The organism is Kitasatospora sp. NPDC038210, assembly GCF_055600605.1.
In genome coordinates, this window is record NZ_JBVJYK010000039.1 from 1 (window position 1) to 25,662 (window position 25,662).

22 protein-coding genes are annotated in these 25,662 nt (G+C 74.3%); 9 read left to right on the forward strand and 13 right to left on the reverse strand.

Annotation, left to right across the window (positions count from 1 at the left end):
* Positions 1-403: 403 nt before the first annotated feature.
* Entirely contained in the window at positions 404-1,408 is a 1,005-nt protein-coding gene (locus tag ACZ7KX_RS39345) for a stage II sporulation protein M (RefSeq protein WP_470330739.1), read from the reverse strand.
* Between the two features lie 288 nt (positions 1,409-1,696).
* Here ACZ7KX_RS39345 and ACZ7KX_RS39350 point away from each other — a divergent pair, with 288 nt between their 5' ends.
* A complete protein-coding gene (locus ACZ7KX_RS39350; RefSeq protein WP_470330740.1) occupies positions 1,697-2,716 on the forward strand; it encodes an RDD family protein in 1,020 nt (339 codons plus the stop codon).
* A gap of 56 nt (positions 2,717-2,772) precedes the next feature.
* On the opposite strand, the gene ACZ7KX_RS39355 is transcribed toward ACZ7KX_RS39350, so the two are convergent.
* Positions 2,773-3,411: a hypothetical protein gene (locus ACZ7KX_RS39355; protein ID WP_350520089.1), complete on the reverse strand. Its 639-nt coding sequence runs from the start codon at positions 3,409-3,411 to the stop codon at positions 2,773-2,775.
* 121 nt (positions 3,412-3,532) lie between these two features.
* Between ACZ7KX_RS39355 and ACZ7KX_RS39360 the strand changes: the two genes are divergently transcribed.
* Both ACZ7KX_RS39360 and ACZ7KX_RS39365 read left to right on the forward strand, forming a co-directional pair.
* Positions 3,533-4,045, forward strand: a complete 513-nt coding sequence (locus tag ACZ7KX_RS39360; RefSeq protein ID WP_470330741.1) for a SigE family RNA polymerase sigma factor — start codon at positions 3,533-3,535, stop codon at positions 4,043-4,045.
* Positions 4,042-5,115: a hypothetical protein gene (locus ACZ7KX_RS39365; protein WP_470330742.1), complete on the forward strand. Its 1,074-nt coding sequence runs from the start codon at positions 4,042-4,044 to the stop codon at positions 5,113-5,115. The genes ACZ7KX_RS39360 and ACZ7KX_RS39365 overlap by 4 nt, the downstream gene beginning before the upstream one ends.
* A gap of 85 nt (positions 5,116-5,200) precedes the next feature.
* Here the strand turns inward: ACZ7KX_RS39365 and ahcY are convergent, their stop codons facing one another.
* From ahcY to ACZ7KX_RS39395, 6 genes are all read right to left on the reverse strand, one after another.
* Entirely contained in the window at positions 5,201-6,649 is a 1,449-nt protein-coding gene (ahcY, locus tag ACZ7KX_RS39370; protein ID WP_470330743.1) for an adenosylhomocysteinase, read from the reverse strand.
* Positions 6,650-7,025: 376 nt separating this feature from the next.
* On the reverse strand, positions 7,026-8,003 hold the full coding sequence (locus tag ACZ7KX_RS39375; RefSeq protein ID WP_470330744.1) for a cation diffusion facilitator family transporter: 978 nt from the start codon (positions 8,001-8,003) through the stop codon (positions 7,026-7,028).
* A gap of 82 nt (positions 8,004-8,085) precedes the next feature.
* Positions 8,086-9,330, reverse strand: coding sequence for an SIS domain-containing protein (locus ACZ7KX_RS39380; protein ID WP_470330745.1), 1,245 nt, complete (start codon positions 9,328-9,330; stop codon positions 8,086-8,088).
* Between the two features lie 59 nt (positions 9,331-9,389).
* Positions 9,390-9,572, reverse strand: a complete 183-nt coding sequence (locus ACZ7KX_RS39385; protein ID WP_063349138.1) for a Trm112 family protein — start codon at positions 9,570-9,572, stop codon at positions 9,390-9,392.
* A 111-nt stretch (positions 9,573-9,683) separates the two neighbouring features.
* Complete coding sequence (locus ACZ7KX_RS39390; protein WP_470330746.1) at positions 9,684-11,069, reverse strand: phosphomannomutase/phosphoglucomutase; 1,386 nt, start codon at positions 11,067-11,069, stop codon at positions 9,684-9,686.
* A gap of 128 nt (positions 11,070-11,197) precedes the next feature.
* The gene (locus ACZ7KX_RS39395) at positions 11,198-11,563 is read right to left on the reverse strand and encodes a DUF3499 domain-containing protein (RefSeq protein ID WP_350520082.1); all 366 of its coding nucleotides are present in this window, start codon (positions 11,561-11,563) and stop codon (positions 11,198-11,200) included.
* 164 nt (positions 11,564-11,727) lie between these two features.
* Here ACZ7KX_RS39395 and ACZ7KX_RS39400 point away from each other — a divergent pair, with 164 nt between their 5' ends.
* Entirely contained in the window at positions 11,728-12,180 is a 453-nt protein-coding gene (locus ACZ7KX_RS39400) for a metallopeptidase family protein (RefSeq protein WP_350520081.1), read from the forward strand.
* A 61-nt stretch (positions 12,181-12,241) separates the two neighbouring features.
* Here ACZ7KX_RS39400 and ACZ7KX_RS39405 read toward each other — a convergent pair whose 3' ends face one another.
* The 3 genes from ACZ7KX_RS39405 to ACZ7KX_RS39415 all read right to left on the reverse strand — a co-directional run bounded on the left by ACZ7KX_RS39405 (position 12,242) and on the right by ACZ7KX_RS39415 (position 18,406).
* Complete coding sequence (locus ACZ7KX_RS39405; protein ID WP_470330747.1) at positions 12,242-13,975, reverse strand: DUF5719 family protein; 1,734 nt, start codon at positions 13,973-13,975, stop codon at positions 12,242-12,244.
* A 6-nt stretch (positions 13,976-13,981) separates the two neighbouring features.
* Positions 13,982-17,848: a glycosyltransferase gene (locus tag ACZ7KX_RS39410; RefSeq protein WP_470330748.1), complete on the reverse strand. Its 3,867-nt coding sequence runs from the start codon at positions 17,846-17,848 to the stop codon at positions 13,982-13,984.
* Between the two features lie 285 nt (positions 17,849-18,133).
* Entirely contained in the window at positions 18,134-18,406 is a 273-nt protein-coding gene (locus tag ACZ7KX_RS39415; protein ID WP_030062195.1) for a WhiB family transcriptional regulator, read from the reverse strand.
* Between the two features lie 623 nt (positions 18,407-19,029).
* Here ACZ7KX_RS39415 and ACZ7KX_RS39420 point away from each other — a divergent pair.
* The 3 genes from ACZ7KX_RS39420 to ACZ7KX_RS39430 are packed head-to-tail and all read left to right on the forward strand — an operon-like array spanning position 19,030 to position 21,956.
* Positions 19,030-19,671: a cysteine dioxygenase gene (locus ACZ7KX_RS39420; RefSeq protein WP_470330749.1), complete on the forward strand. Its 642-nt coding sequence runs from the start codon at positions 19,030-19,032 to the stop codon at positions 19,669-19,671.
* Positions 19,672-19,701: 30 nt separating this feature from the next.
* A complete protein-coding gene (gene cofD / locus ACZ7KX_RS39425; protein WP_470330750.1) occupies positions 19,702-20,661 on the forward strand; it encodes a 2-phospho-L-lactate transferase in 960 nt (319 codons plus the stop codon).
* Complete coding sequence (locus ACZ7KX_RS39430; RefSeq protein ID WP_470330751.1) at positions 20,658-21,956, forward strand: coenzyme F420-0:L-glutamate ligase; 1,299 nt, start codon at positions 20,658-20,660, stop codon at positions 21,954-21,956. Before cofD ends, ACZ7KX_RS39430 begins: the two co-directional genes overlap by 4 nt.
* A 110-nt stretch (positions 21,957-22,066) precedes the next feature.
* Here ACZ7KX_RS39430 and ACZ7KX_RS39435 read toward each other — a convergent pair whose 3' ends face one another.
* Positions 22,067-23,047 (reverse strand): DNA-3-methyladenine glycosylase family protein, encoded by a 981-nt coding sequence (locus ACZ7KX_RS39435; protein ID WP_470330752.1) that lies wholly within the window; start codon positions 23,045-23,047, stop codon positions 22,067-22,069.
* Between ACZ7KX_RS39435 and ACZ7KX_RS39440 the strand changes: the two genes are divergently transcribed.
* The gene (locus ACZ7KX_RS39440) at positions 23,046-23,537 is read left to right on the forward strand and encodes an SgcJ/EcaC family oxidoreductase (protein WP_470330753.1); all 492 of its coding nucleotides are present in this window, start codon (positions 23,046-23,048) and stop codon (positions 23,535-23,537) included. The genes ACZ7KX_RS39435 and ACZ7KX_RS39440 overlap by 2 nt on opposite strands.
* A gap of 37 nt (positions 23,538-23,574) precedes the next feature.
* On the opposite strand, the gene ACZ7KX_RS39445 is transcribed toward ACZ7KX_RS39440, so the two are convergent.
* On the reverse strand, positions 23,575-24,723 hold the full coding sequence (locus ACZ7KX_RS39445; RefSeq protein ID WP_470330754.1) for a peptidoglycan recognition protein family protein: 1,149 nt from the start codon (positions 24,721-24,723) through the stop codon (positions 23,575-23,577).
* Between the two features lie 115 nt (positions 24,724-24,838).
* Here ACZ7KX_RS39445 and ACZ7KX_RS39450 point away from each other — a divergent pair, with 115 nt between their 5' ends.
* Positions 24,839-25,630, forward strand: a complete 792-nt coding sequence (locus ACZ7KX_RS39450; RefSeq protein ID WP_350520071.1) for a TIGR03089 family protein — start codon at positions 24,839-24,841, stop codon at positions 25,628-25,630.
* The last annotated feature ends 32 nt before the right edge of the window (positions 25,631-25,662 follow it).

Genomic DNA, 25,662 nt, shown 5'->3' on the forward strand with positions numbered 1-25,662 from the left:
CACGCTGTTGAGTTCTCAAGGAACGGACGCTTCCTTCGGACCGCCTTCCAGCGGACCCTCCGGGCTTCGTTCTTTCGTGTTTCCAGCTTACCAGACGTTTTCCGCTCCGTTTTCCGGAGTTTCATTCATCCGATTCCCGCTGGCGGGATTTCCTGCAAACTTCGCTCCGAAGCTTATCAAAGCATTCGGTGTGCTCAGTCCGTGGGATTTGCTTCGTCGGAGGGCGCGCATTTCGTGAAACGCGCTCGCCTCGATTCGGCGGTGTCGTAGACACTAACGCCCGGGCCCGACCGTTGTCCAGTCAGTCCCAACCGTTCAAACCTACTAGCCCACCCCCACCACGTCAATGGTTTGGCCGGGATGAGGGAAGAGTAGCAGCTCAGAGGGGTGTTGATCACGCGCCTCAGGCCGCGACGGGCTGCAGGTCGGCCCGGTCGGCCGCCTCCACATCGCCGAACTCGCCGTCCTCGGCGGCCTTTCGCCCCAGCACCAGCGCATAGAGGAGGAAGCCCACCTCCGCCGCGACACCGATGGCGATTCGTGCCCAGGTGGGCAGGCCGGACGGGGTCACGAAGGCTTCGAGGACGCCGGAGACCGCCAGCACCGTGGCCAGCCCCATCGACATCCCGATGATCGAGCGGCCCTGTTCCGCGAGGGCCACGGCGCGTGTGCGCGGACCGGGGTCGATGACGGTCCAGCCCAGGCGCAGGCCCAGGCCGCCGGCCACGAACACCGCGGTCAGTTCCAGCAGGCCGTGCGGGATGAGCAGACCGAGGAATACGTCGAGGCGCCCGGCGGAGGCCATCAGCCCGACGCCGATGCCGAGGTTCACCACGTTGGTCCACATCACGTAGACCACCGGAATGCCCAGCGCGATCCCGTAGAGCAGGCACTGCACGGCGATCCAGGCGTTGTTCGTCCAGACCTGCGCGGCGAAGGAGCTGGCCGGCCGGTCCGAGTAGTAGGCCTCGTACTGTCCGCCGGGGCGGGTCAGCTCCCGCAGGCGGTCGGGGGCGACGAGGCTGTTGCGGACCTCCGGGTGGGTGGCCATCCACCAGGCGAGCAGTACGGTGCCGAGCAGCGAGAGGACCGCGACCGGCACCCACCAGCGGCGCGCGCGGTAGAGGGCGGCCGGGAAGCTCACCGTGTAGTAGCGGGCGACGTCCTGCCAGCCGTTGGTGCGGGAGCCGGTCACCGCGCTGCGGGCTCGCGAGACCAGGCCGGTCAGGCGGCTCAGCACGGCCGGGTCGGGCGCGGCGGCCTGGACCTTGGCGAGGTGGCCGGTGGTGCGCTGGTAGAGGGTGACCAGTTCGTCCGCCTCCTCGCCGCTGAGCCGGCGCCGGCGGGCGAGGGCGTCCAGCCGTGCCCACTCCCCCTGGTGGGTGGCGACGAAGACGTCCAGGTCCATTCGGCGGCTCCATGATCGGCGGTGGGCGCGGACGTGCGTGCGCGGGCGGGTACGGACGGACACGTGCGGCCCAGCATGCCAGCAGCGCCCCGGGTGGCCGCCCCCGGGGATCTCACTTCCCGCGCGCCCGCCGGGCCCCGTATGTTGGCGACTGCGGATCAGACTGCGGAGAGCGGGGCGTGGGGGGCCGGTCCGGGCCGATTCCCTCCACAGCGCTGCCGCCCCCGGCGGTCCCGGATCCCCAAGGGCGAGCCGTAGGGGCTCCAAGAGCGTGAACGGACAGGTGTCTTGAGCGACCTGGTGACGGGTGAGGCGGTCGTCCTCGGCCTGCAGACGGCGAAGCTGCCGAGTCGGGCACTGGCGATCGTGCTCGACCTGCTCGTGGAGTTCGCCGCCCTGCTGGTGGTCACGCTGCTGCTGAGCGTCGCGCTGGTCGGCCTCGACGGCGCCGCCCTGGCAGCCACCGTGATCGGCATGACGGTGTTCTTCCTGGTCGCCGTCCCGGTGATGGTCGAGACCTTCAGCCACGGGCGGTCGCTCGGCAAGGCCGCGCTCGGCCTGCGGGTGGTGCGCACCGACGGTGGCCCGGTGCGGTTCCGGCACTCGCTGGTGCGCGGGCTGGTCGGGTTCTTCGAGCTGATCGCGCTGTCCGGCTCCCCGGCCGTGATCACCTCGGCGGTGAACGCGGAGGGCAGGCGGCTCGGCGACATCTTCGCCGGGACGGTGGTCGTCCGGGAACGCACCCCGGGCGCGGGCGGCTCCGCCACCCCGCTGCCGCCGGTGCACCCGCACCTGCTCCAGACGATGGGCCCCGAGCTGGTCGCGATGGACTTCTCGGCCGTTCCGGAGCCGCTCTGGCTCGCCGTGCGCCAACTGCTCGGCCGGATCGGCCAGTTGGACCCGGCGGTGATGAACCGGATGACCGCCCGGCTGGCCGAGGACCTGTCCGCCCGGATCGGCCACCCCGTTCCCCCGGGGCTGCACCCGGCGGCTTACCTCGGCGCGGTGCTCACCGAGCGCCAGCGGCGGGAGTGGACGCGCGCCCAGCAGCAGCTGTGGGCGGCCGGGCCGGTGCCCCCGCAGGTCCCGGCGCCCCGCGCGGCCTCCGGACCGGTGCCCGGCACCGCCGACGGACGGCCTCTCCGGGTCCTCGGTGTTCCGACCGCCCCCGCACCGACCTCCCCGGTACCGCCGACACCGGTACCCACTGCGCCGACGCCCGTTCCGGCCGCCCCCACCCCGGTCGCGCCGACCGCGCCGTCCTTCGACAAGCCCGCCGCCGGCACCGGCTTCGCCCCGCCCTCCTGAGCCACGGGCCGGCCCCAGCCGCGGCCCGGCCCGGCCACCGGCGGTCCCGCAGTCCGCTACTCCTCGTCCTCCCCCACCCGCCAGGCGTTCGGCGGCGACTCCAGCTCCTCCAGCTCGATCCCGCCCGCCGCCAGCACCACGTCCCCCGCCAGGTGGACGACCTGCTGCTCCCCCGTCTCCAGGTCCGCGACCTGGTACCGCTCGACGAGCAGCGGCCCCGAGTCCGTCTCGTGGGTGTCGACGCCCTCCAGCAACCACCCCTGGTCGAGCGTGCGCGGCGCAAGGACCGGTTCGGTGAACGCCACCAGCCGCACCCGCGCGCTCGCCCCCTCCCGCAGCCGCAGCAGCCGGGCGGTGGCGACCAGGAAGCCGGGCGAGCGGCCGGTGAAGGCGTGCGCCCGGTCGTGCCCCTCCGCCGCGTGCTCGCCGCCCGGGTCCGCCGGGTCGGTCCGCACCCAGGCCACCCCGTCCACCGCGCCTCCGCGCACCTGCCAGCCCCCGGCCCGCAGCTCCATCCGCAGCGGCCGGGCCCGCGAGTCCAGCGTGAGGTCGACGCCGCCGATCACCCGGCCGTCCGGCGCGTAGGTCTTGGACACGTACCGCCACCCGGCCGCCCCGGGAGCGCAGCTGAAGCGCTCCTCGCCGAGCAGGACGTGGTCATGGGTGTCGTGGAGCGAGTACCGGCCATTGGGCATGCCCGAAAGACTACGTGCGCGTTCCGGGTCCGACTCACGTGCAACGTTCCGCGGCGCCCCGCGCATTAGGGGGGTGGACGGCACCGGACCGGTGCCGCCGCCACTACGAGAGGGGGTGCAGATGGCGAAGCAGACGCGCGACGCGGAGTTCACGGAGTACGTGGCCTCCAGGAGCGGCTGGCTGCGGAAGGTCGCCTATCTGCTGTGCGGGGACTGGCACCGGGCCGACGACCTGGTCCAGGAGACGATCACCAAGCTGTACGTGAACTGGGCGCGGGCCGCACGGATGGAGAACCGGGACGGCTACGCCCGCCGGGTCCTGGTGAACACGTTCCTGGCCGAGCAGCGCTCCCCGTGGTGGCGCCGCACCGTCCGCTCGGAGGCCGACCCGGACGCGGTGGCCGGCGGCGTCGACCTGGACGCCTCCCTCGACCTGCGCCGGGCGCTCGCCGCGCTCCCGCCCCGCCAGCGGGCCACGGTGGTGCTCCGCTACTACTGCGACCTGTCGATCGAGCAGGCCGCCGAGGCCCTGGGCTGCTCCTCCGGGAACGTCAAGAGCCAGAGCTCCCGCGCCCTGGACGCCCTGCGCGGCAGCCTCGCACCCCGTCCCACCGTCGCCGAGAGGACGCCATGACCAGCAAGGATCACGACGACCTGACCACCCGGCTGGCAGCTCTCGCCGACGGGCCCGCGCCGCCGCCGCGCGTCGACGCCGGCCGGTCCATCGCCGAGGGCACCACCCGGCTGCGCCGCCGCAGGCGCGCCCTGGTCGGCGCCGTCGCCGTCGTCACCGCCGCGGTGATCACGACGACCGCGCTGCTGGCTCCCGGGGGCGGCTCGGCCACGCCCGCACCGCCGGCCGGCCCCACCGCGACCACCTCGCCCTCGCCGTCCGCCACCCCGACCCCGGTCGGCTTCGACCCGCTGACCACCGAGGTCCACTTCGGCTGGCTGCCCGACTGGGCCAACGGCGAGCGGGGCGTCGGCTACGAGACCGGCTACCACGGCATCTACGCCCAGGCCCGCGGCACCGGCGAGCGCGCGCCGCGGATCCTGCTCTCGCAGTACAAGGCCGGCGAGGAACCGCCGATGACCGACTCCGTCGGCGAGAAGTTCACCAAGGTCGCGGCCGAGCCGATCGACGGACGTGAGGCCTACTGGTTGGGCGACGACCCGGCCCGCAGGGGTGCCCCGTCCCAGCCCACGCTGCGCTGGCTGACCGCCTCGGGGCGCTGGGCGGAGATCTCGGGCTACGGCGGCGGGACCGGGGACATCACCAAGGAGATCCTCCACAAGGCCGCCGCGGACGTCCGCTTCGGCCACTGGAACGTCCCGCTGCCGGTGCGGTTCACCGGCCTGCCTGAGGCGTTCAAGGCCACCGACGTCCAGCTCATGGTGCCGGACACCGACGGCTCTGGCGCCTGGAGCCTGTGGCTGATGTTCCAGCTCGACGGCAAGAACGTGTCGGTCGGCATGCGCCCCGACGGGCCGCACCCCACCTTCACCAGCACGGACGGCTCCCCCTACACGGACCCGAACCCGCCGCTGGTCACCGTGCAGAACGGGGTGGAGGTCTCCATCGGCGCCGGGGCCGGCATGCCCGCCACCCTGGAGCAGCTCGGCGGCCTGCCCTGGCTGCTCGCCCACACCACGGCCCTCGGCCCGAACCCAGGCACCTGGACCTCCGACGTGATCGTCCGCTGAACGAGCCGGAACGCCGGTGGCCGGCACCCCCGGGCGGGGGTGCCGGCCACCGGCGTCAGCGCGTCAGAGCATCAGCGACACCGCATCAGTAGCGGTACTGCTCCGGCTTGTACGGGCCCTCGACCGGAACGCCGATGTAGTCGGCCTGGTCCTTGGTCAGGGTGGTCAGCTTCACGCCCAGCGCGTCGAGGTGCAGGCGGGCGACCTTCTCGTCCAGGTGCTTCGGCAGCACGTAGACGCCGATCGGGTACTGCTCGGTCTTCGTGAACAGCTCGATCTGGGCGATCGTCTGGTTGGCGAAGGAGTTGGACATCACGAAGGACGGGTGGCCGGTCGCGTTGCCCAGGTTCAGCAGGCGGCCCTCGGAGAGGACGATGATGGTGCGGCCGTCTGCCTTGCGCCACTCGTGGACCTGCGGCTTGACCTCGGTCTTCACGACACCCGGCAGCTGCGCCAGGCCGGCCATGTCGATCTCGTTGTCGAAGTGACCGATGTTGCCGACGATGGCCTGGTGCTTCATCCGCTCCATGTGGGAGGCCAGGATGATGTCCTTGTTGCCGGTGGTGGTGATGAAGATGTCGGCGGTCTCGACGACGTCCTCAAGGGTGGCGACCTGGTAGCCGTCCATCGCCGCCTGCAGCGCGCAGATCGGGTCGATCTCGGTGACGATGACGCGGGCGCCCTGGCCGCGCAGCGACTCGGCGCAGCCCTTGCCGACGTCGCCGTAGCCGCAGACGACCGCGACCTTGCCGCCGATGAGGACGTCGGTGGCGCGGTTGATGCCGTCGATCAGCGAGTGGCGGCAGCCGTACTTGTTGTCGAACTTCGACTTGGTGACCGAGTCGTTGACGTTGATGGCCGGGAACAGCAGCTTGCCGTCACGGTGCATCTCGTACAGGCGGTGGACACCGGTGGTGGTCTCCTCGGTCACGCCCTTGATGGTGGCGGCGACCTCGGTCCACTTGTTCGGGGTGTCCTTGAGGGTGCGGTTCAGCAGCTCCAGGATGATCCGGAACTCGTCGTTGTCCGCGGTGGACGGGTCCGGCGCGGCACCGGCCTTCTCGAACTCGACGCCCTTGTGGATCAGCAGGGTGGCGTCGCCGCCGTCGTCCAGGATCATGTTCGGGGTCTTGCCGTCGGGCCAGGTCAGCGCCTGCTCGGTGCACCACCAGTACTCGTCCAGGGTCTCGCCCTTCCAGGCGAAGACCGGGATGCCCTGCGGGTTCTCCGGGGTGCCCTCCGGGCCGACGGCGATGGCGGCGGCCGCGTGGTCCTGGGTGGAGAAGATGTTGCAGGAGCACCAGCGGACCTCGGCACCGAGCGCCGTCAGGGTCTCGATCAGCACGGCGGTCTGGATCGTCATGTGCAGCGAGCCGGTGATGCGCGCGCCGGCCAGCGGCTTCGACTCGGCGTACTCCGCGCGGATCGCCATCAGACCGGGCATCTCGTGCTCGGCCAGCTGGATCTCCTTGCGGCCGAACGGCGCCAGGGAAAGGTCGGCGACCTTGAAGTCACCGGTGATGTCGGTCGACATGCGTCTGCTCCTCGCTGATGGGGTGGGGCCGAAGGTCCGGATGTGCATCGCGCATGGCAGGCCGTACGGGTGCACGGCCACGCCGGGGCCACCGGATCCCCGCGGTGGCGGACCGGCTCCCTGCGCAGCACAAACCGTCGGAGGACCTCTCTCCCTCGACCGGCGCACACCCTACGGGTGCGGGCCGCCGATCGACCGCCATCAGCAGCGACGTTCTGGCTCTGGTGACGAATCTACACCGCTGGCCCCACGAGCCGTCTGTCGATGACCGATTTCGGCCCCCGATCCGACCGGGTCTCAAGCCCGGCCCCAGGGCCTCGGCGACGCCTCCGGGTGCCTGGGGCCCCGAGCCCGTCCCGGCCCCGTCAGTGGCCCGTCAGTGCGAGGCCTCCGGGCCCGGCCCGCCGGGCGTGGCGGCCGGGTCCTCGCCCGCCGCGGCCTTCTCGGCGCTGTAGACGTCGGGCTCCAGGTAGATCGCCCGCGCGATCGGGACGGCGGCCCGGACCCGCTCCTCCGCCGCGTCGATCGCCTCCGCCACCCGGGCGGCGCTGTCCTCGGCGTTGACGGCGATCTTGGCGGCGATCAGCAGCTCCTCCGGGCCGAGGTGCATGGTCCGCATGTGGATCACCCCGGTGACGGACCGGCCGTCCACCAGCGCCTCGCGGATCCGTCGCACCGCGTCCTTGTCGGCGGACTCGCCGAGCAGCAGCGACTTGGTCTCCAGGGCGAGCACCACGGCGATCACCACCAGCAGGACGCCGATGCACAGGGTGCCGATGCCGTCCCAGACGCCGTCACCGGTGATCACCGTGAGCGAGACGCCGAGCAGCGCGAGCACCAGGCCGATCAGCGCGCCGGTGTCCTCCAGCAGCACGACCGGCAGCTCCGGCGCCTTGGCGGTGCGGATGAACTGGGTCCAGCTCTGCCGGCCCTTGAGCTTCGCCGACTCGCGCATCGCGGTGAGGAAGGACCAGCCCTCCATCGCGATCGCGAAGATCAGCACGCCGACCGCCCAGACCCAGGAATCGAGCGCCTCGGGGTGGTTGACCTTGTGCCAGCCCTCGTAGATCGCGAAGAGACCACCGACGCTGAACAGCACGATCGCCACCAGGAAGGCGTACACGTAGCGCTCGCGGCCGTACCCGAAGGGGTGCTCCTCGTCCGCCTCCCGGCGCGCCCGCTTGCTGCCGACCAGCAGCAGCACCTGGTTGCCGGAGTCGGCCACCGAGTGCACGCCCTCGGCCAGCATCGACGAGGAACCGGTGAAGCCGAAGGCGGTGAACTTGGCCGCCGCGATCGCCAGATTCGCGGACAGCGCCGCCACCAGTGCCTTGGTGCCGCCTTCGGTACTCATGCCTGATTGTCCTTCACGGGTTCGGGTCAGCGTCCTCGACCGCTTACCGTACCGGCCGCACGGCCCGGCCCGGTCGACCGTCTCAGGACTGCGCGGCAGCCAGACCCAGGTAGACGGCGGCGAAATCGGTCAGCGCGACCAGGTCGGCCAGCCCGAGCAGCGCGTCCGACCGGGTGCTGGCGTACTCGGTCAGCCGGACGTCGTGCGCGGCGGCCAGCCGGTGCGCCCGGGTCACCCCGAAGCTGCGCGGGCCCGCGTCCTCCTCCGACACCTCGACCGGGCCGTCCTGCTCGCCCTGCGTCCCGGCCGCGCCCGGGGTGTGCCGCAGCAGCAGGACCTGCAGGTGCAGCGGGTCCGGCTCCTCGACCCGGTCGCGGAAGAAGTCGTCCGGGTCCGCGCCCGCGCCCAACTGCCCGGTGAACATGCCGCGGTGGGCGGTGAGCACCTGCGGCAGCTCCCCGGCCAGCGCCGGCCGCCCGGCCCGGTCAGCCAGCTGGGCGGCGAAGCGGACGGCGGCCGCCCCGGCGATCGGGTCCTCCGCCCACAGCAACGGGACCGTCCCGGCCAGCCGCGCCGCCAGGCCCTTCGCCGGGTTGGTGTACGCGGCGGCGTCCGGGCGGCAGCGCACGGCGGTGGCGTCCAGCAGGTCGGCCACGCCCGGCAGCGCGTCGTACGGCAGCTGGGTGAGGCCGATCTTCTGGGCGAGCGCCAGCAGCGGGGTGAGGTGGGACCACAGCGCGGCCGGGTCCTCGGCCGGGAGGTCCGGCTCGGCGGCCGCGGCGGGCGGGCCGTCCTCGGGCAGCACCGAGGTCACGTACGGCAGCGGCAGCGCGCGCACCTGCAGTGCGGCCTCGGCCAGCGGGCTGCCCGCCGGGGCGGTGACGACGATCGAGCACCCGCGCGCGTAGGCCTGTTCGGCGAGGGCTACCAGGCCCTGCTCGCCGCCGTCGGCGGAGCTGATCGCCAGCAGGTCGAGCGGGCCGGCCCAGCCGGGCAGCTGCCAGCCGAGCCCGGTGGTGAAGGCGGGCGGGGCGCCGGCCCGGTCGCTGCGCGGGGCGGCCGCCTCGGTCGGCGGCAGTGCGACCACCAGGCTCGCCGTGCCGGCCAGCGCGGCCAGCATCCCGGCCGCGGTCAGCGCACTGCCGTGCCCGGCGACCAGGACGGCCCGCGGGCGGCCGTCCGGGCGCAGCCGGTCGAGGCCGGCCGCGTCGGCCTGGCGCAGCGCGGTCCGGACCCGGGCGCCAGCGCCGGCCAGGGCCAGCAGCGCGCGGTCCTGGTCGGCGCGCTGGAGGGCGGCCGGGTCGTCGAGCAGGGTGTCGTCGAGCATGCGGCGGGCCTCCGGCTGCGGTCCTGAGCGGCTGGCGGGGTGGGGCTTCGCCCCAAGGATCAGGCCGGGCGGCGGGCCTCGTCCACCAGGAGGACCGGAATGCCGTCGCGGACCGGGTACGCGAGGCCGCAGTCCGCACCGGTGCAGAGCAGCTCGGGCTGCTCCTCGGTGCCGCCCTCGGTGAGCGCGGCCCGGCACTGCGGGCAGACCAGGATCTCCAGCAGGAAGGATTCGAGCTTCATGGGGGCTCTCCAAAGTTCGGTGGTGGCGCGGAGGTGCCCCGGCCGATAGGAAACCCTACCGGCCGGGGCACCGGGCGCCGAGGTCAGGCGCGTCCGCTCAGGTGCGTCCGCTCAGCCGCGGACGATGGCGAGCACGCCGTCGCGCAGCTCGGCCATCTTCGCCGGGTCCTTGGCCTCGACGTTCAGGCGCAGCAGCGGCTCGGTGTTGGAGGCGCGCAGGTTGAACCACCAGTCCGGGCCGGCCACGGTCAGGCCGTCCAGCTCGTCCACCGCGGTGCCCTCCAGGCCGGCGTACGCGGCGCGGACGGCGGCGGTGCTGGCGGCCTGGTCGGCGACGGTGCTGTTGATCTCGCCGGAGGCGGCGTAGCGGTCGTACTCGGCGGTGAGCGCGGACAGCGTGCCCGGCTGCCCGCCGAGCGCGGCCAGCACGTGCAGCGCGGCCAGCATGCCGGTGTCGGCGCGCCAGAAGTCGCGGAAGTAGTAGTGGGCCGAGTGCTCGCCGCCGAAGACGGCGTCGGTGACGGCCATCTCCTGCTTGATGAAGGAGTGGCCGACCCGGGTGCGCACCGGCTTGGCGCCCAGCTCGCGGACCACCTCGGGGACGGTCCAGGAGGTGATCAGGTTGTGGATGATCGTGGGCTCGTCCTCGCCGGCGGCGCGGGCGCGGGCGATCTCGCGGGCGGCGACCAGGGCGGTGATCGCGGACGGGGAGACCGGCTCGCCGCGCTCGTCGACGACGAAGCAGCGGTCGGCGTCGCCGTCGAAGGCCAGGCCCACGTCGGCGCCGACCTCGCGCACCTTGGCCTGCAGGTCGACCAGGTTCTTCGGGTCGAGCGGGTTGGCCTCGTGGTTCGGGAAGGTGCCGTCCAGCTCGAAGTACATCGGGACGAGCTCGATCGGCAGGCCGTCGAAGACGGTCGGCACGGTGTGGCCGCCCATGCCGTTGCCGGCGTCGACCGCGACCTTCAGCGGGCGGATCTCGGTGAGGTCGACCAGGCCCAGCAGGTGGTCGGCGTAGCCGCGCAGGGTCTCCTGCTCGGAGAGCGCGCCGGGCTTCACGTCCCTGGCCGGGATCGTGACGGTGTCGTCCTCGGCGGTCCAGGACTCGACCAGCTCGCGGATCTCGGACAGGCCGGTGTCCTGGCCGACCGGGGCGGCGCCGGCCCGGCACAGCTTGATGCCGTTGTACTGGGCCGGGTTGTGGCTGGCCGTGAACATCGCGCCGGGCAGGTCGAGCTTGCCGCTGGCGTAGTACAGCTGGTCGGTCGAGCAGAGCCCGATCCGCACCACGTCGGCGCCGTAGGCCGCGGCGCCCTCGGCGAAGGCCAGGCTGAGCGACGGGGAGGAGGGGCGCATGTCGTGGCCGACGACGATCGCGGACGCGCCGGTGACCTGCACGAACGCGGCACCGAAGGCCCGGGACAGGCTCTCGTCCCACTGGTCCGGGACGACGCCTCGGACGTCGTACGCCTTCACGAGCTGCTTGAGGTCGCGCACTGCGGCTCCACCCTGGTCTCTGTACTGGTCGGTCACGGTACGGCCACCGCCCGTCCGGTCGACGGGCGCGGTGGCGGTAGACCGGCAGCGTACCCGGGCCGGACGAACGTCCCGTGCCGGGACAGGCGTCAGTTGTCGGGCGAGCGCAGCACCCGGAGGTGGCCGCGGCGGCTTCCCTCGGTGGACTCGCCCTCGGGCGCGCGGCCCTGACGGGGGGTCTGCGGGCGGGCGGCCTCGCGCACGGCGTTGGCGAGGGCCTCCAGGTCGTCGCTGCTGCGGCGCAGCGGCCCGGCCTCGGCGGCGAGCCGGACGACCTCCCAGCCGCGCGGGGCGGTGAGGCGCTCGGCGTGCTCGGCGCACAGGTCGTAGCAGTGCGGCTCGGCGTAGGTGGCGAGCGGGCCGAGGACGGCGGTCGAGTCCGCGTAGACGTACGTCAGCGTCGCGACGGCCGGCCGGCCGCACGCGGTCCGCGAACAACGACGTACAGAGCTCACGAGGGTGGACGGTACCGCACTCCCCGCCGGGGAGCGAAGACCGCCTGCCCGGAGGGTGTGCCGTGTCGCCCTCCGGGCGCCGGGGACGCGTATCGGCCGCCCCGGGCGATTCCCCGCCGGAGTGGTCCACTTCCGACCGTCCAAGGACTACTCTCGGCAGTGATATGGACAGCTCCGCACCGCAGTCATCGACAGGCCCAGCGCGCCGCCCCCGGCACCGCGACCGGCACGGCAGGGGGATGCGCGGCCCGCTGGCGCCGCCGCAGGTGCCGATCTCGCTCACCCGTTCCGAACTGTTCGACGACTACGTGCGCGAGTCGGTCGAGCGGCTGGAGCGGCGGTGGCCGCAGCTGATCGAGGTGGAGTTCGCCGTCCAGGAGGTGCCGCTGCACGAGCCGGACGGCGCCGACGCCGAGGACGGCGTGCCGCTGGGGCGGGTGTCGCCGGGCAAGCAGGGGCGCAAGAGCCAGATCGTGGTCTACCGGCGGCCGGTGGAGATCCGGGCGAAGACCCGGGAGGACCGCGCGGCGCTGGTGCACGAGATCCTGATCGAGCAGGTCGCCGAGTTGCTGGGGCTCTCGCCGGACGCCATCGACCCGCGCTACGACGAGGACTGACGCGGGGGCGGCACCGCACCGGTGCCGCCCCCGTCGTCCTCGCCGTCCCGGCCGTCCTCGCTCAGTTCAGGACGGCGCCCGGGTCCTGGGCGGCCTGCGGGACCTTGACGGTGCTGCGGTCGTCGCGCAGCGCCTGGACGGTGAACATCGGCACGTCCTTGGTGGGGATGGACAGCATCCGGGCCGCGACCACCGGGCCGCCCGAGACGGTCTCCACGCTGAGCGCGAAGACGCCGTTCAGCCCGGCGGGCTCGGGCGCCGGGAGGGCGACCGTGCCGCCGGCCGGGAGCTGGACCTCCTTGGTGGCCGGGGTGCCGCCGCCGCTGCCCGCCGAGGCGGTGACCCGGACGGTGGCCGCGTCGCCGGTGGAGGTCAGGTAGAGCGTGGAGCCGCCGGCCCGGTTGTCGGCGACGCTGCCGCGGGCGCCGACCGGGTCGCTGCCGGTGAGCCAGGCCGCGTCGGTCTTGCCGTTGGCGGCCGCCCGGTCGATCCGCAGCCCGGCCACGATCGGGGTCGGGTGCTTGGGGTCGCTGGGCGACAGCCGCAGCCCGGCGACCTCGTCCCGGGTGACCTTGCCGAGGTCGACGGCGGCCACCATGCCCGCCTTGACGTGGATCGACTCGTTGCCCGCCGGGGAGAACCAGCCGTTCTTGCCGGAGAGCTGGATCTTCAGGTCGGCGTCGTCCTCCGGCGGCGCCCAGACCACCAGTCGGGCGGCGGAGGTGTCGGCGGGCAGGCCGGCCATCGCCTGGGTGGCGGCCGGGGCGGCCGAGGCCGGGATCCAGTCGGCTCCCTTGCCGCCGTCGGCGGCGTGCAGCGCCGCACCGACCCGGCCGGAGCGGACCACCACGTGCACCGCGAGGTCGGTGACGGCGCCCTTGCTGAGGGTCGACAGCAGGACGGACTGGGAGCTGCCGGGGGCGACGGTCAGGCCGTTGGCGGCGTCGTTGTCGATCAGGCCCTTGTCGCCGTACAGCTTGATGTCGACCACCGCGGCGGAGGACTCGGTGTTGACCAGGCTCAGGTAGTCGACCCGGTCGGCGGCGGTGCTGGCCCCGGCGAACCAGAAGCTCGTGCCCGCCGGGGTGCAGGTGAGTCCGGACAGGCCGAGGCCGCGCGGCTCGGTGACGACGGTGGTCTGGGTGACGGTGAAGCCCGGGGCGAGGGCGCCGGTGGCGACCGCCCCGGTGCCGGGTGCGGTGTCCCCGTTGCCCGCCGGTCCGGTGGCCGGGGTGCCGGGCTTGGCCAGCGTCAGCCGGGCGTCGGCGGGCGCGGCGTTCTTGTCCTTGGCCTGCCCGGTCGGGGCGCCCGAGCCGGTCGGGGCCGGGGTCGCGGTCGCCGTCGCCGTCGGGGTGGCCGGGGCGGAGGGGGTGCCGGAGGGCTGGGCGGCCACCGCGGGCGCGGCCGCGTCGGAGAGCCAGCCGGCGCCGCCGGTGGCGGAGCCCGTCCCTGGCGGGGTGTAGGCGGTGAGCGTGGTCGAGCCGGTCAGGCCCTGCAGCGGTTGCGGACAGACCGCCCCCGTCCGCTCGACCTGCGCGGTGGTCGCGGCCGCTCCCCCGGCTGCCCCGGCCGGTGGAGCGGCCGGCGGGCGCACCTGGGCGATGCCGAACACCGCCGCGAGCACCACGGCCGCGGCGAGCAGGGACGGGGTGGTCCTCGTCCCGCCGGCCTTCCCGGCGAACCGGCCGGGCCCGGCGGCCGGGGCGGACGCGGCCGGCTCCGGCGCGAAGGCCGTCCCGACGGGCTCGGGGGCCTCGTCGGCGCCGGACTTCTTCCTGAATGCGGGCTTCTTCATCGCGGGTCAGCTCCCCGATCCGGGCTGGTGCGGGTACCGGCCGGTGCCGTTGGGGTCGTTCGGGTCGTAGTAGGGCTGCTCGGCCGGCGGCTGCCCCGGCTGCCAGGGCTGCTGCTGGTGGTCCTGCTGCCCGTACGCGTCGTAGCCGTACTGCTGCTCCGACCCGTACGGCTGCTCGTAGCCCTGCTGGGGGTAGGCCTGCTGCCCGTGGCCGTCGTAGCCCTGGCCGTCGTACCCCTGGGTCTCGTAGCCCTGGCCGCCGTACGGCGCGGCCACCGGCGGCTGGGCCGCGTACTGGTCGTAGCTGTACGGGTCGGCCTGCTGGTACGTCTGGTACGGGTCGGTGTACGGCTCGGCCTCCTGGACGGCGGCGGCCGCCTGGACCGCCTCGGTCACCGGTTCGGCGGCCGGCTGCGCCGGGATCGCGCCCGGCCGGCCCTCGTACACCCCGGTGTCGTCGGCGCCGGGTTCGCCGCCCTCGCCCCGCTCGGCCATCCGGCGGGCCCGGCGGCTGCCGGGGGCGGGGGCCTGCGCCTGGGCGGCGGCGGCCAGCGCGGCGGCGGCCACCACCTCCTCGGGCAGGTCGTCGTCGTTGTGGTTGCGGCGCCCGGGCAGGGCCAGCACCAGGATGGTCAGACCGAGCAGCACCTGGGCCCAGATCCAGCCGGTGTGGGCGAGGCTGCCCTCCCGGGTGACGGTGAGCTTGCCGCCGCCGGCCGGGAGCTTGAAGCCCTGTGCCCAGCCGTCGACCGTGGTGGACTCCAGCGCGGTGCCGTCCAGGGTGGCCTTCCACTCGGGTGCGGCGGACTCGGCGAGGCGCAGCACCCGGCCGTCCGGCCCGGCCGGGACGGTGGCCGCGAGGTCGCGGGTCCCGGCGGGTACGACCACCGGGGTGGTGCCCGGGGCGGTGATCACCGCGCGGACCGCGGGGGCGCCGTTGACCTGCCAGAGCGCGGTGCCGTTGTCCTGGTTGGCCTTGACCAGGCCGGGCGTGGCGTCCAGGACGTCCTTGAAGGCGTCGATCACCGGCTGCTCGACCAGCACGTACGCGATGCCGTAGCCGGCCAGGGCGCCGGCCTGGTCGGCGCCGGAGCCGGCCAGCAGGCTGCCGACCATCCGGTTCAGGCCGTCCTGGGTGCCGGTCGCCGGGTCGACGGTGGACTCGGCCTGGCCGAGCGTCAGGCCGGCGCCGCGCAGCACGGTGTAGCGGACGGCGCCGCCGCCCTTCTCGCCGGTGACGACGAGCGTGCGGGACCGGTCGGTGGTGCCGGCCTCCTCCGCGATGAAGGCGGGCACCTGGCCGACCGCGGCGCGGTTCAGCGGCTTGCCGGCGCCGGTCAGCGCCCACCACAGGCCGGTGCCCAGGGGGGCCAGCACGGCCGCAGCCACCACCAGGGCGGCCACCGGCTGGCGCCAGCCGAAGGCGATCCCGGCGACGCGGGCGTTGGCGCCGTCGGCGCCGATCGCGGCCGCGGCCAGCAGGGCGATCCCGGCGACGAGGGTGGCCGGTCCGGCCCAGGCGGGCACCGCCGGGCCGCCGGAGGCCGGGGTGACGGAGGTGCCCGCCACCACGACCGCGAAGACCAGGCCGGCGCCGGCCGCGCCCCAGGCGGCGAGCACCGCGCGGCGGCGGTCGGCGCGCAGCAGCGCGGCGAGCGCGGCGAGGACGACACCCGCCGACAGCCAGATCGGCGGCACGCCGGCGCCGCCCGGGTTGACCAGCAGCAGGCCGGCCGCGCTCGCACCGGTGCCGTGCAGGCCGGGCAGCCCGGCCTCCAGCAGCAGCGACTGCGGGTGCGACAGCACCTTGAGCGACCACGGGGCCAGCACGGCGACCGGGACGGCGAGGATCACCAGGACACGCAGGCCGAGCAGCCGCAGCGCCGTACCGCCGGAGCCGAAGGCCCCGCCGCGCAGCACCGCGGCGACGAGCATCGCCAGGCAGAGCGGGACGGCGAGCGCCCAGGTCAGCGGGACGAAGGCGGTGGCCAGGGTGAGCAGCAGGACGGCCATCCAGACCGGCCGCCAGCCCGGGCGGGCGCCCTTGGCGGCGCTCTCGTCCCGGATGCCGAGGCCGGCCGCGATCGCGGCGGCGCGGGCCAGCGGCGGCAGCAGTACGGCGAGGACGGCGGTGCCGATCCGGCCCTGGGCGAGTGCGCCGGTCGCGGCGGGCAGCAGCGCGTAGGTGGCGCTGGCCCAGGCGCGGACCAGCTTGGAGTCCAGCAGCGGGCGGGACACCAGGTAGGCGCTGACCGCGGACAGCGGGACGGTGAGCACGACGAGCACGGTGAGCGCGAGGTCGGCGTGGCCGAACAGCAGCCAGGAGAACACCGCGAGCACGCCGAGGTACGGCGGAGCGGCGGCGGTGGAGCCGGTGCCGACCGGGTGCCAGGCGTCCGCGTACATCGACCAGAGGCCGCCCGCGCCGTCGGAGGCGGGCAGCAGGGCGCCGCCGAACAGCTCTCCGCTGCCGAGCAGGGCGCGGCAGGCGACCAGGGCGAACACCAGCAGGGCCGCGAACAGCACCGGCGCCGGGCGCCGGGCGAGCTTCTTGACCAGCGCGAACTGCTCGACGACCAGGTCCTCGGAGTCGTCGTCGCCGCCGGCCTCGACCGAGCCGTGTCGGCTGCCGGTGTCGTCGCTGCCGCCTATCCCGAGCGAGCTGATGACGCCCTCGACGGCCAGCCGGGTGGTGGCGCCGGGCGCGGGGAAGAGCGTGCGGTCGTCCAGGGCGTCCGCCGCCCTGGTCCGGGAGCGGCGTTTGCGCGCGGCCAACAGCCGTGGGAAGCGGACGAGTTCGTGGCCGAGGCCGGCCAGTTCGTCGACCGCCTGGCGCGGGTCCTTGCCGAGCAGGTTGGTGACGGCCCGCAGCAGCGTGCCGAGCACCAGCCGCAGCAGGACGTAGGGGAACAGTGCGCCCCGGCAGTTGGCGAGCAGGGTGTAGACGGCGCCGGCCTTGTCCACCCGGTGCGGGTGGGAGGAGGCGCAGTCGATGGCGCGGCGCTCGCGGCCGGCGGCCTCGGCGTGCCGCAGCACGGCGTCGGGGGCGATCACGACGCGGTGGCCGGCGGCGTTGACCCGCCAGCAGAAGTCGGTGTCGTCCCGCATCAGCGGGAGGGCCTTGTCGAAGCCGCCGAGCTCCTCGAAGACGTCCCGGCGCACCAGCATGCCGGCGCTGGAGACGGCGAGCACCGGACGGACCTGGTCGTGCTGGCCCTGGTCCTGCTCGCGGCGGTCGAGGCCGGTCCAGCGCCGCCCGGAGCGGGCGATCGTCACGCCGACTTCGAGCAGCTGGCGGCGGTCGTACCAGCTGCGCAGCTTGGGGCCGACGACGGCGGCGCTGGGGGTGGAGTCGGCGACCTGGAGCAGGCGGCGCAGCGCGTCGGTCTGCGGCTCGCAGTCGTCGTGCAGCAGCCAGAGCCACTCGATCGGCTGGGTCTCGCGCGGGCCGCCGCGGCCGAGGTCGTCCTCCTGGGCGAGCGGGTCGCCGAAGTCGTCCCAGCCGCCGGTGACCGGGTCGTATCCGGAGGGGTCGAGCCGGTAGGGCAGGTCCTCGGGGCGCAGCGGCGGGCTGTTGAAGACGGCCTCGGCGACGGCGGTGCCGAAACCGGCCCGGCGGCCGAGGACGATCGGGCCGCTCTCGGGGAGCCAGTCGGCGAGGGTGTCGGCGAGCAGCCGCGGGGAGTCGTCGGTGGAGCCGGTGTCGACCGCGAGGACGCGCTGGACCTGGCGGTCCTGCCCGAGCAGGCCGGCCAGTGCCTGCGGGAGCCAGCGGGCGCCGTCGTGCGAGACGATCACCGCGGTGACCAGGTGGCGCGGATAGGCGGGCGGCCTGGAAGCGGTGAGGCCGCTCTGGTGGCTGTAGACGGTCATCGAGTGCGCGGGCCCCAGTTCTCGGTGGACACAGCCGGTGAACGGCAACCGGATGGCGCACCACACTAACGGCTCCCGGTGGACGGTTCGTGCGGGGTGCCGGTGCGGGGACGGTGAAGGCGACCGCCGGGGAGACCGTGGAGGAGGGGCGACGGGGACCGGGACGGAGCCCGCGCGAAGGGGGCCGGGAACACGAAAGCGCCCCACCACCACGGTGAGGCGCCCGTACAGCCGTGCGGTCGTCCGCCGCTGTCGAAGGATCAGCGGAGGCGGGGGCCCGCCCCCTCAGACCGCGCTCTTCTTGAGCCGACGGCGCTCGCGCTCGGAGAGGCCGCCCCAGATGCCGAAGCGCTCGTCATTGGCGAGGGCGTACTCCAGGCACTCCGAGCGGACCTCGCAGGCGAGGCAGACCTTCTTGGCCTCGCGGGTCGAGCCGCCCTTCTCGGGGAAGAAGGACTCGGGGTCGGTCTGGGCGCACAACGCGCGCTCCTGCCAACCGAGTTCCTCCTCGTCCTCCGCGATGCCGTCCCCGATCAACAGCTCAAAGAGCTCGCTCATGTGGCGCGCCTCCTCTGCCCCTACTTGGCGTCCCCGTGGTTGCCGTTGCCTCGTGCGGCTGACGACACGAGTGAAATTACAGTTGCGTCACTCTGGCCCAGTCAAGCCGAGCTCTGGTATTGGGGCCAGGATTCACTCCCCGGCACCAAGCCGTTACGAATAGTGTACATATCCGGACACAACGGACCTTCTGCTTCAAGGCCCTGAACAGTGCCGAACCGTCCGCAACCATTCGCCAGGTGACGCTCAGTCACCGCCACAGGCCGGTCATCGGCCTGCCTTCCCGGCGATCTTCCCATCGAAACATAGAGAGTGATGAATCACCCCATCAGGGAAAGATCCGGGCCGAACCCACTCGAATGCCGCACGATTCGGTTTGACACCGCCCACGTGGATGCGGTGTCCTTGCTCCTATGTCAGAGTTCGCCAGCCCCCGGAGCGGTTCCACGCTTCGCCGTGCCGCGAACTCTTGTTGTCGCCTCTGTTCCTGCTGTATCTAGGCGCCCGCGTCCCACCGCGCGCCGCCCCCAGGAAGCACAGAGGCCGCCCGCGAATCCCGCCCCAGGACATCCCGGATCCGGCTGATCCCGACGAACCAGCCGACTCCTCCGAGGACGACTCCCGTGCGCATGATCCGCATCCGCAAGCGGAACCGCGACCGCAACAAGCTCGCCCGCCTGGGCCTCGCGCGTACCGCCCCCGCCGCCCGTACCGGCCGTTGGCACGACGGCCTGAGCGACGTCTCCATCGCCGGCGACCCGCTCGCCTTCCCGCACCTGGCCCGCACAGACCTGCCGGCCCACCCCACCACCGTCGCCGAGTACGCCCGGCTGGTCCGCGAGATCGCCGCCGACCGCGCCCGCTGGGAGCCGCTGGTCCGCTACGACGCGCTGACCCGCTGGTACGCCCGCCTGGAGACCGGCCCCGGCTACGAGGTCTGGCTCCTCAGCTGGCTGCCCGGCCAGAGCAGCGGCTTCCACGACCACGGCGACTCCTCCGGCGTGATGACCGTCGTTCGGGGCGAGCTCATCGAGCGCTCCCTCACGCACGCCGGCGAGGGCGCCCGCACCCTGAAGCCCGGCGGGCAGCGGGTGTTCTCGTCCGGCTACCTGCACGAGGTGGTCAACGGCGCGCTCGAACCCGCCGTCTCGATCCACCTCTACACCCCGGGCCTCACCGAGATGAACCAGTACGGCGCCCACGCCGTCCCCGAGCAGCACGCGGAGCACCAGGCGCAGGCCGGAACGCACCGAGCGCACGGCTGACGGACGGTCGGACCGTGGCAGGATGACCCCATGCGCATCGTGGCACTGGCAGGCGGAATCGGCGGAGCGCGCTTCCTGCGCGGACTCCTCGCGGCGGTCGGACCGCAGGACGAGATCACCGTCATCGGCAACACCGGCGACGACATCCACCTCTACGGCCTCAAGGTCTGCCCCGACCTCGACACCGTGATGTACACCCTCGGCGGCGGCATCCACGAGGAGCAGGGCTGGGGCCGGACCGACGAGACCTGGTCGATCAAGGCCGAGATGAAGGAGTACGGCGTCGGCCCCGAGTGGTTCGGGCTCGGCGACCGCGACTTCGCCACCCACCTCGTCCGCAGCCAGATGCTCACCGCCGGGTACAGCCTCAGCCAGGTGACCGAGGCGCTGTGCGTCCGTTGGAAGCCCGGCGTGCGGCTGCTGCCGATGAGCGACGACCGGGTCGAGACCCACGTGCGGATCACCGACGAGCAGGGCACCCGGGCGGTCCACTTCCAGGAGTACTGGGTCAAGCTGCACGCCGCCGTGGACGCCGAGGCGGTCATCCCCGTCGGCGCGGACACCGCCAAGCCCGCGCCCGGCGTGCTGGAGGCGCTCGCCGAGGCCGACGTCATCCTCTTCCCGCCGTCCAACCCGGTCGTCTCGATCGGCACCATCCTCGCCGTCCCCGGCATCCGGGAGGCCGTCGCCGCTGCCGCGGCACCGGTCGTCGGGCTCTCGCCGATCATCGGCGGGGCGCCGGTGCGGGGCATGGCCGACAAGGTGCTCGCCGCCGTCGGCGTCGAGGCCACGGCCGAGGCGGTCGCGCTGAACTACGGCTCCGCGCTCATCGACGGCTGGCTGGTCGACACCGCCGACGAGGCGTCGGTGGCCGCGGTCGAGGGCGCCGGGATCGCCTGCCGGGCCGTCCCGCTGCTGATGACCGACGTCGACGCCACCGCAGAGATGGCACGGGCGGCACTGGCGCTGGCGGAGCAGGTCCGCAAGTGACCGAGCCGCTGCGGATCCTGGGGATCGAGGGGATCCCGGAGGTCGACGCCGGCGCCGACCTGGCCGCGCTCATCGCCAAGGCCGGCACGTACCTCGACGGCGACATCCTGCTGGTCACCTCGAAGATCGTCAGCAAGGCCGAGGGCCGGCTGCTGCACGACGCCGACCGCGAGGCCGCGATCGACGCCGAGACCGTCCGGGTCGTCGCCCGGCGCGGGCCGGCCCGGATCGTCGAGAACCGCAACGGCTTCGTCATGGCCGCCGCCGGGGTCGACGCCTCCAACACCGCCCCCGGCACCGTCCTGCTGCTGCCCGAGGACCCGGACGCCTCGGCCCGCGCGCTGCGGGCCCGGCTGCAGCAGCTCACCGGCCGCCGGCTCGCCGTCGTCCTCACCGACACCTTCGGCCGGCCCTGGCGCAACGGGCTCACCGACGTCGCGATCGGCGCCGCCGGGCTGTCCGTCCTGGAGGACCACCGCGGCAGCACCGACAGCCACGGCAACGAGCTGACCCTCACCGTCACCGCGACCGCCGACGAACTCGCCGCCGCCGCCGACCTGGTGAAGGGCAAGGCGGCCGGCGTGCCGGTGGCGGTCGTCCGCGGACTCGGACACCTGGTCACCACCGAGGACGGCGCGGGCACCCGGCCGCTGGTCCGGCCCGCCGCGGACGACATGTTCCGGCTCGGCACCTCCGAGGCGCTGCGGCAGGCCGTCACCCTGCGGCGCACCGTCCGCTCCTTCACCGCCGAACCCGTCGACCCGGCCGCCGTCCGCCGCGCCGTCGCGGCCGCCGTCACCGCGCCCGCCCCGCACCACACCACGCCCTGGCGGTTCGTGCTGCTGGAGTCGCCCGACACCCGCACCCGGCTGCTCGACGCGATGCTCGCCGCCTGGCAGCGCGACCTGCGCGAACTCGACGGCTGGGACGACGCCAGGATCGCCCGCCGCACCGCGCGCGGCGACGTCCTGCGCGACGCGCCGTACCTGGTGGTGCCCTGCCTGGTGATGGAGGGCTCGCACGACTACCCCGACGCCCGGCGCGCCGCCGCCGAACGGGAGATGTTCACCGTCGCCGCCGGCGCCGCCGTGCAGAACCTGCTGGTCGCCCTCACCGGCGAGGGCTACGGCTCCGCCTGGGTCTCGTCCACGATGTTCTGCCGCGACACCGTCCGCACCGCCCTGGACCTGCCGGCCGGCTGGGACCCGATGGGCGCCGTCGCCGTCGGCCGCCCCGCCGAACCCCCGCGCCTGCGCCCGGAGCGCAGCGCCGACGCCTTCGTCGAGGTGCGGTAGCGGCTGCGCCTCGCCGAGCGGCTCCGGGGCTCGGTGCGGCGACGGGCGGCCGGCGGTGGTGGAGGTCCGTTCTTCCGTCGCCCGTCGGCCCGGGGCCCACGCGGACCGCGTCAGCGGTGGCGGTGGTCGTTGGGGGTGAGGCGGGGGCCGTAGCGGGGGGCCCGCGTGCCGATGGCCAGTAGGAGGCGGCAGACGCGGTGGCGGTGCGGGCGGTAGGGCTCCAGGAGGGCGAGCATCTGGTCGTCGTCACTGCGGGGGCGGCCGGCCAGGGCCCAGCCGACCAGGTTGGGCAGGTGGAAGTCGCCGACCGAGACCGCGTCCGGGTCGCCGTTGCTGCGCTGCAGGGTCTCGGCCGCCGTCCAGACGCCGATGCCCGGGACGGCGGTGAGGCGGGCGAACGCCTCCTCGTGGCCCATCGCGGAGGCCTCTTCCAGGCGCGGCGCCAGCCGGACGGCCCGCATGACGGTCGCGGACCGCTTCGGGTCCACGCCCGCCCGGTGCCACTCCCAGCTCGGCACCATCGCCCACTCCCGGGCCGACGGCGCCACCCGCATCCCCTCGGCCGGGCCCGGCGCCGGGGTGCCGAAGTCCCGCAGCAGGGTGCGCCAGGCGCGGTAGGCCTCGTCGGTGGTGACCTTCTGCTCCAGGATCGCCGGGACGAGGGACTCCAGCACCAGGCCGGTCCGGGTCAGCCGCACCCCGGCCGTACGGCGCTGGGCGTCACGCAGCGGACCGGGCGGGAGCACCAGCGCCTCCGGCGTGTCCTCCGCGCCCAGCAGCGCGGGCAGCCGGTCGAGCAGCCAGTCCGCGCCGGGGCCCCAGGCGGTCGCCTCGATCTCGCCCGCGGCGGGGTGCGGCAGGACCCGCAGGGTGCCGACGCCCGCCGGGGTGCGGGAGGCGCGCCAGACCGCACCGTCCCCGGCGGTCCGGTACGACGGGTCGGCGGGACCGCGGCGCAGCGGCAGCAGGGTCCGGGCCGTGTCCAGCGGGAAGCCCGGCCGCCAGCGCCGCGCCGAGCCGCCGCCGGTGCCGTCCGTCCCGCCCGTCACTGCCGTCGCCTCCTGCGCCGCCGTCGTCGACCATGGGTACATGAACGATACGCGGCTGCCGGAGCTGCCCTCCGGGGACGAGATCGCGGTGCGGGGGCTGTACCGCCGGATGCTGGAGGGGTGGAACCGACGGGACGGCGCGGCCTTCGCCGGGCCGTTCGCGGTGGACGGGCAGGTGATCGGCTTCGACGGGAGCGGGCACCGGGGCCGGTCGGTGATCGCCGCCGAGCTGGGGCGGATCTTCGCGGACCACGCGACGCCCCGGTACGTGGCCACCGTGCGGCGGGTGCGGGCGCTGGCGCCGGGGGTGGCGCACCTGGAGGCCGCCGCCGGGATGGTGCCGGACGGCGCCGGGGAGCTCGACCCGGGCCTGAACGCGGTGCAGACGGTGATCGCGGTGAACGCGGGGGCGGGGTGGCGGATCGCGCTGCTGCAGAACACCCCGGCGCGGTTCGACCTCCGGCCGGATCTGACCGCGGGGCTGACGGAGGAGCTGCGGGCGCTGGTCGGGCCGGGACCGGAGCCGGGGTAGCGGCGTCCGGTCCGACCGAGGGGGTGCCGACGGGGGCTCAGCGGCCCTGGAGGTGGGCGGCCCAGGAGCGGATGTCGTCGAGCCGGGCGTAGAGGCCGTCGCCGGGGCACTCGGTGGCGAAGGCGTCCCGGTGTCCGGAGACGGTGTCGAAGGAGACGACCGTGCCCTTGGGGTAGCGGCTCTGCGAGGAGCCGGAGGTCAGGTTGGTGTGGCCGGCCGCGTCCTGGCCGGTCAGGCCGAGCTTCCAGGCCGCGATCTTGCTGATGCCGTCCACGATCTCCTGCGGCGGGCCCTCCGTGGTGAAGGTGCCCAGTGCGGCGACGCCGGCCGAGTCGCTGTTGAAGCCGAGGGTGTGCGCGCCGAGGACGGGCTGCGAGACGCCGCCGGCGCGGCCCTCGTAGATGGTGCCGCAGCGGTCGACCAGGAAGTTGTAGCCGATGTCCCGCCACCCGTTGCTCTGCACGTGGTACTGGTAGATGGCGCGGATCATCTGCGGTGCGTCGCTGCACGCGTAGTCGGTGGCGGTGTCGGTGTGGTGGACGAAGACCGCTCTGACCGTCCCGGTGTAGACGAAGCCCGTCTCGCGCAGCGACTCGTCGGCCCCCCAGCCCGCCCGGGTGACGATGCCCGGGCGCGGCGCCTCGTGGTCCTGCGGTGTCCGGGCGGCCGCGGTCTCGGCCGGGAGGACGCGCACGGCGGACGCGGAGGCGGCGCCCCTGCCCGGGTCGACCAGTTCGACGCGGAGCCCGGCGGGCAGCCCCTTCGGCCCGGGGGTGACCTCGATGGCCACGCCGTCGCTGGGGCCGGTCCACAGCGGGGCCGTGGAGCCGCGGATGCCGGAGCGGCCGTCCCGTTCGTCGGGGGCGTCCTCGTTCTCGACGGCGAGCGGACGCCAGGCGGTCCAGGCGCCGGTGGAGACGCGGTGGGTGCGGACCCGGATCGAGGTGCCCGCGAGGGACTGCCGGGGATCGTCCCAGCTCACCCCGATGAGCGAGAAGGGCTTGGTGGCGCGTTGGGTGACGGTGTGTTCGGCGGCGGTCAGCGGCATGCTCGTCACGGTGCCGCCGCCGGCGGAGGTCTGTTCGGCGGGTGCCGGGTCGGCGACGGCGGTGGAGACGGCGGTCGACTGGAGCAGCAGGACGGCGACGCAGCTCGTGGCCGCACCGGCAAGAAGTGAGATACGCATAAAACGGATATTGACGACAATTCGCTACTGTCGCCACGTCAGCGTACGCCGCTCGCGCGTGCCACCCGCCACCCCTCCCGACCTCCCACTCGAAGGCCGTAGGCTGGGGCGCACCATGACTGCGCCTTTCGCTGCCGATGCCCGCACCCCCGTCGAGCTGCTGCACGCATTCCTGCGCGGCGGCACCCCTTCCGTCGATCCCGCGGCCCCGCTGGTCACCTTCTACGACGACGCCACCGGCGAACGGGTGGAGCTGTCCGCCCGGACCTTCGACAACTGGGTGGCCAAGACGGCCAACCTCCTGCAGGACGAGTTGAACGCCGGCCCGGGCGACCGGGCGGCACTGTTGCTGCCCGCCCACTGGCAGAGCGCCGTCTGGCTGCTCGCCTGCTGGTCGGTCGGCGTGGCGGCGGTGCCGGGCGGCGCCCCGGCCACCGCGGACCTGGTGGTCAGTGGCCCGGACGGCCTGGAGGCCGCCCATGCCTGCGAGGGCGAGCGGGTGGCGCTCGCCCTGCGCCCGCTCGGCGGACGCTTCCCGCAGCGCCCGGACGGCTTCCTCGACTACGCCGCCGAGGTGCCCGGCCAGGGCGACCGCTTCGCGCCGTACTCCCCCGTCGCCCCGGACGGCCAGGCCCTGGAGACGGAGGTCGACGGGCTGCCGCTGAAGCTGACGGGCGAGCAGACCGTCGCGCTGGCCCGGGAGGGGGCGGTCCGCCTCGGCCTGAAGCCCGGCGACCGGGTCCTGTCCACGCTCTCGTACGACGACTGGGCGGGCCTGGAGGCCGGCCTGCTGGCGCCGCTGGCGGCCGGCGCCTCGGTGGTGCTGTGCCGCAACTCCCAGGCGCTGGGAGCCGAGCAGTGGGAGAAGCGGATCGAATCCGAACGGGTGACACTGCGCCTCGGGTGACCCACGGGCCCCGGCCGGGCGGGTAGGGATGC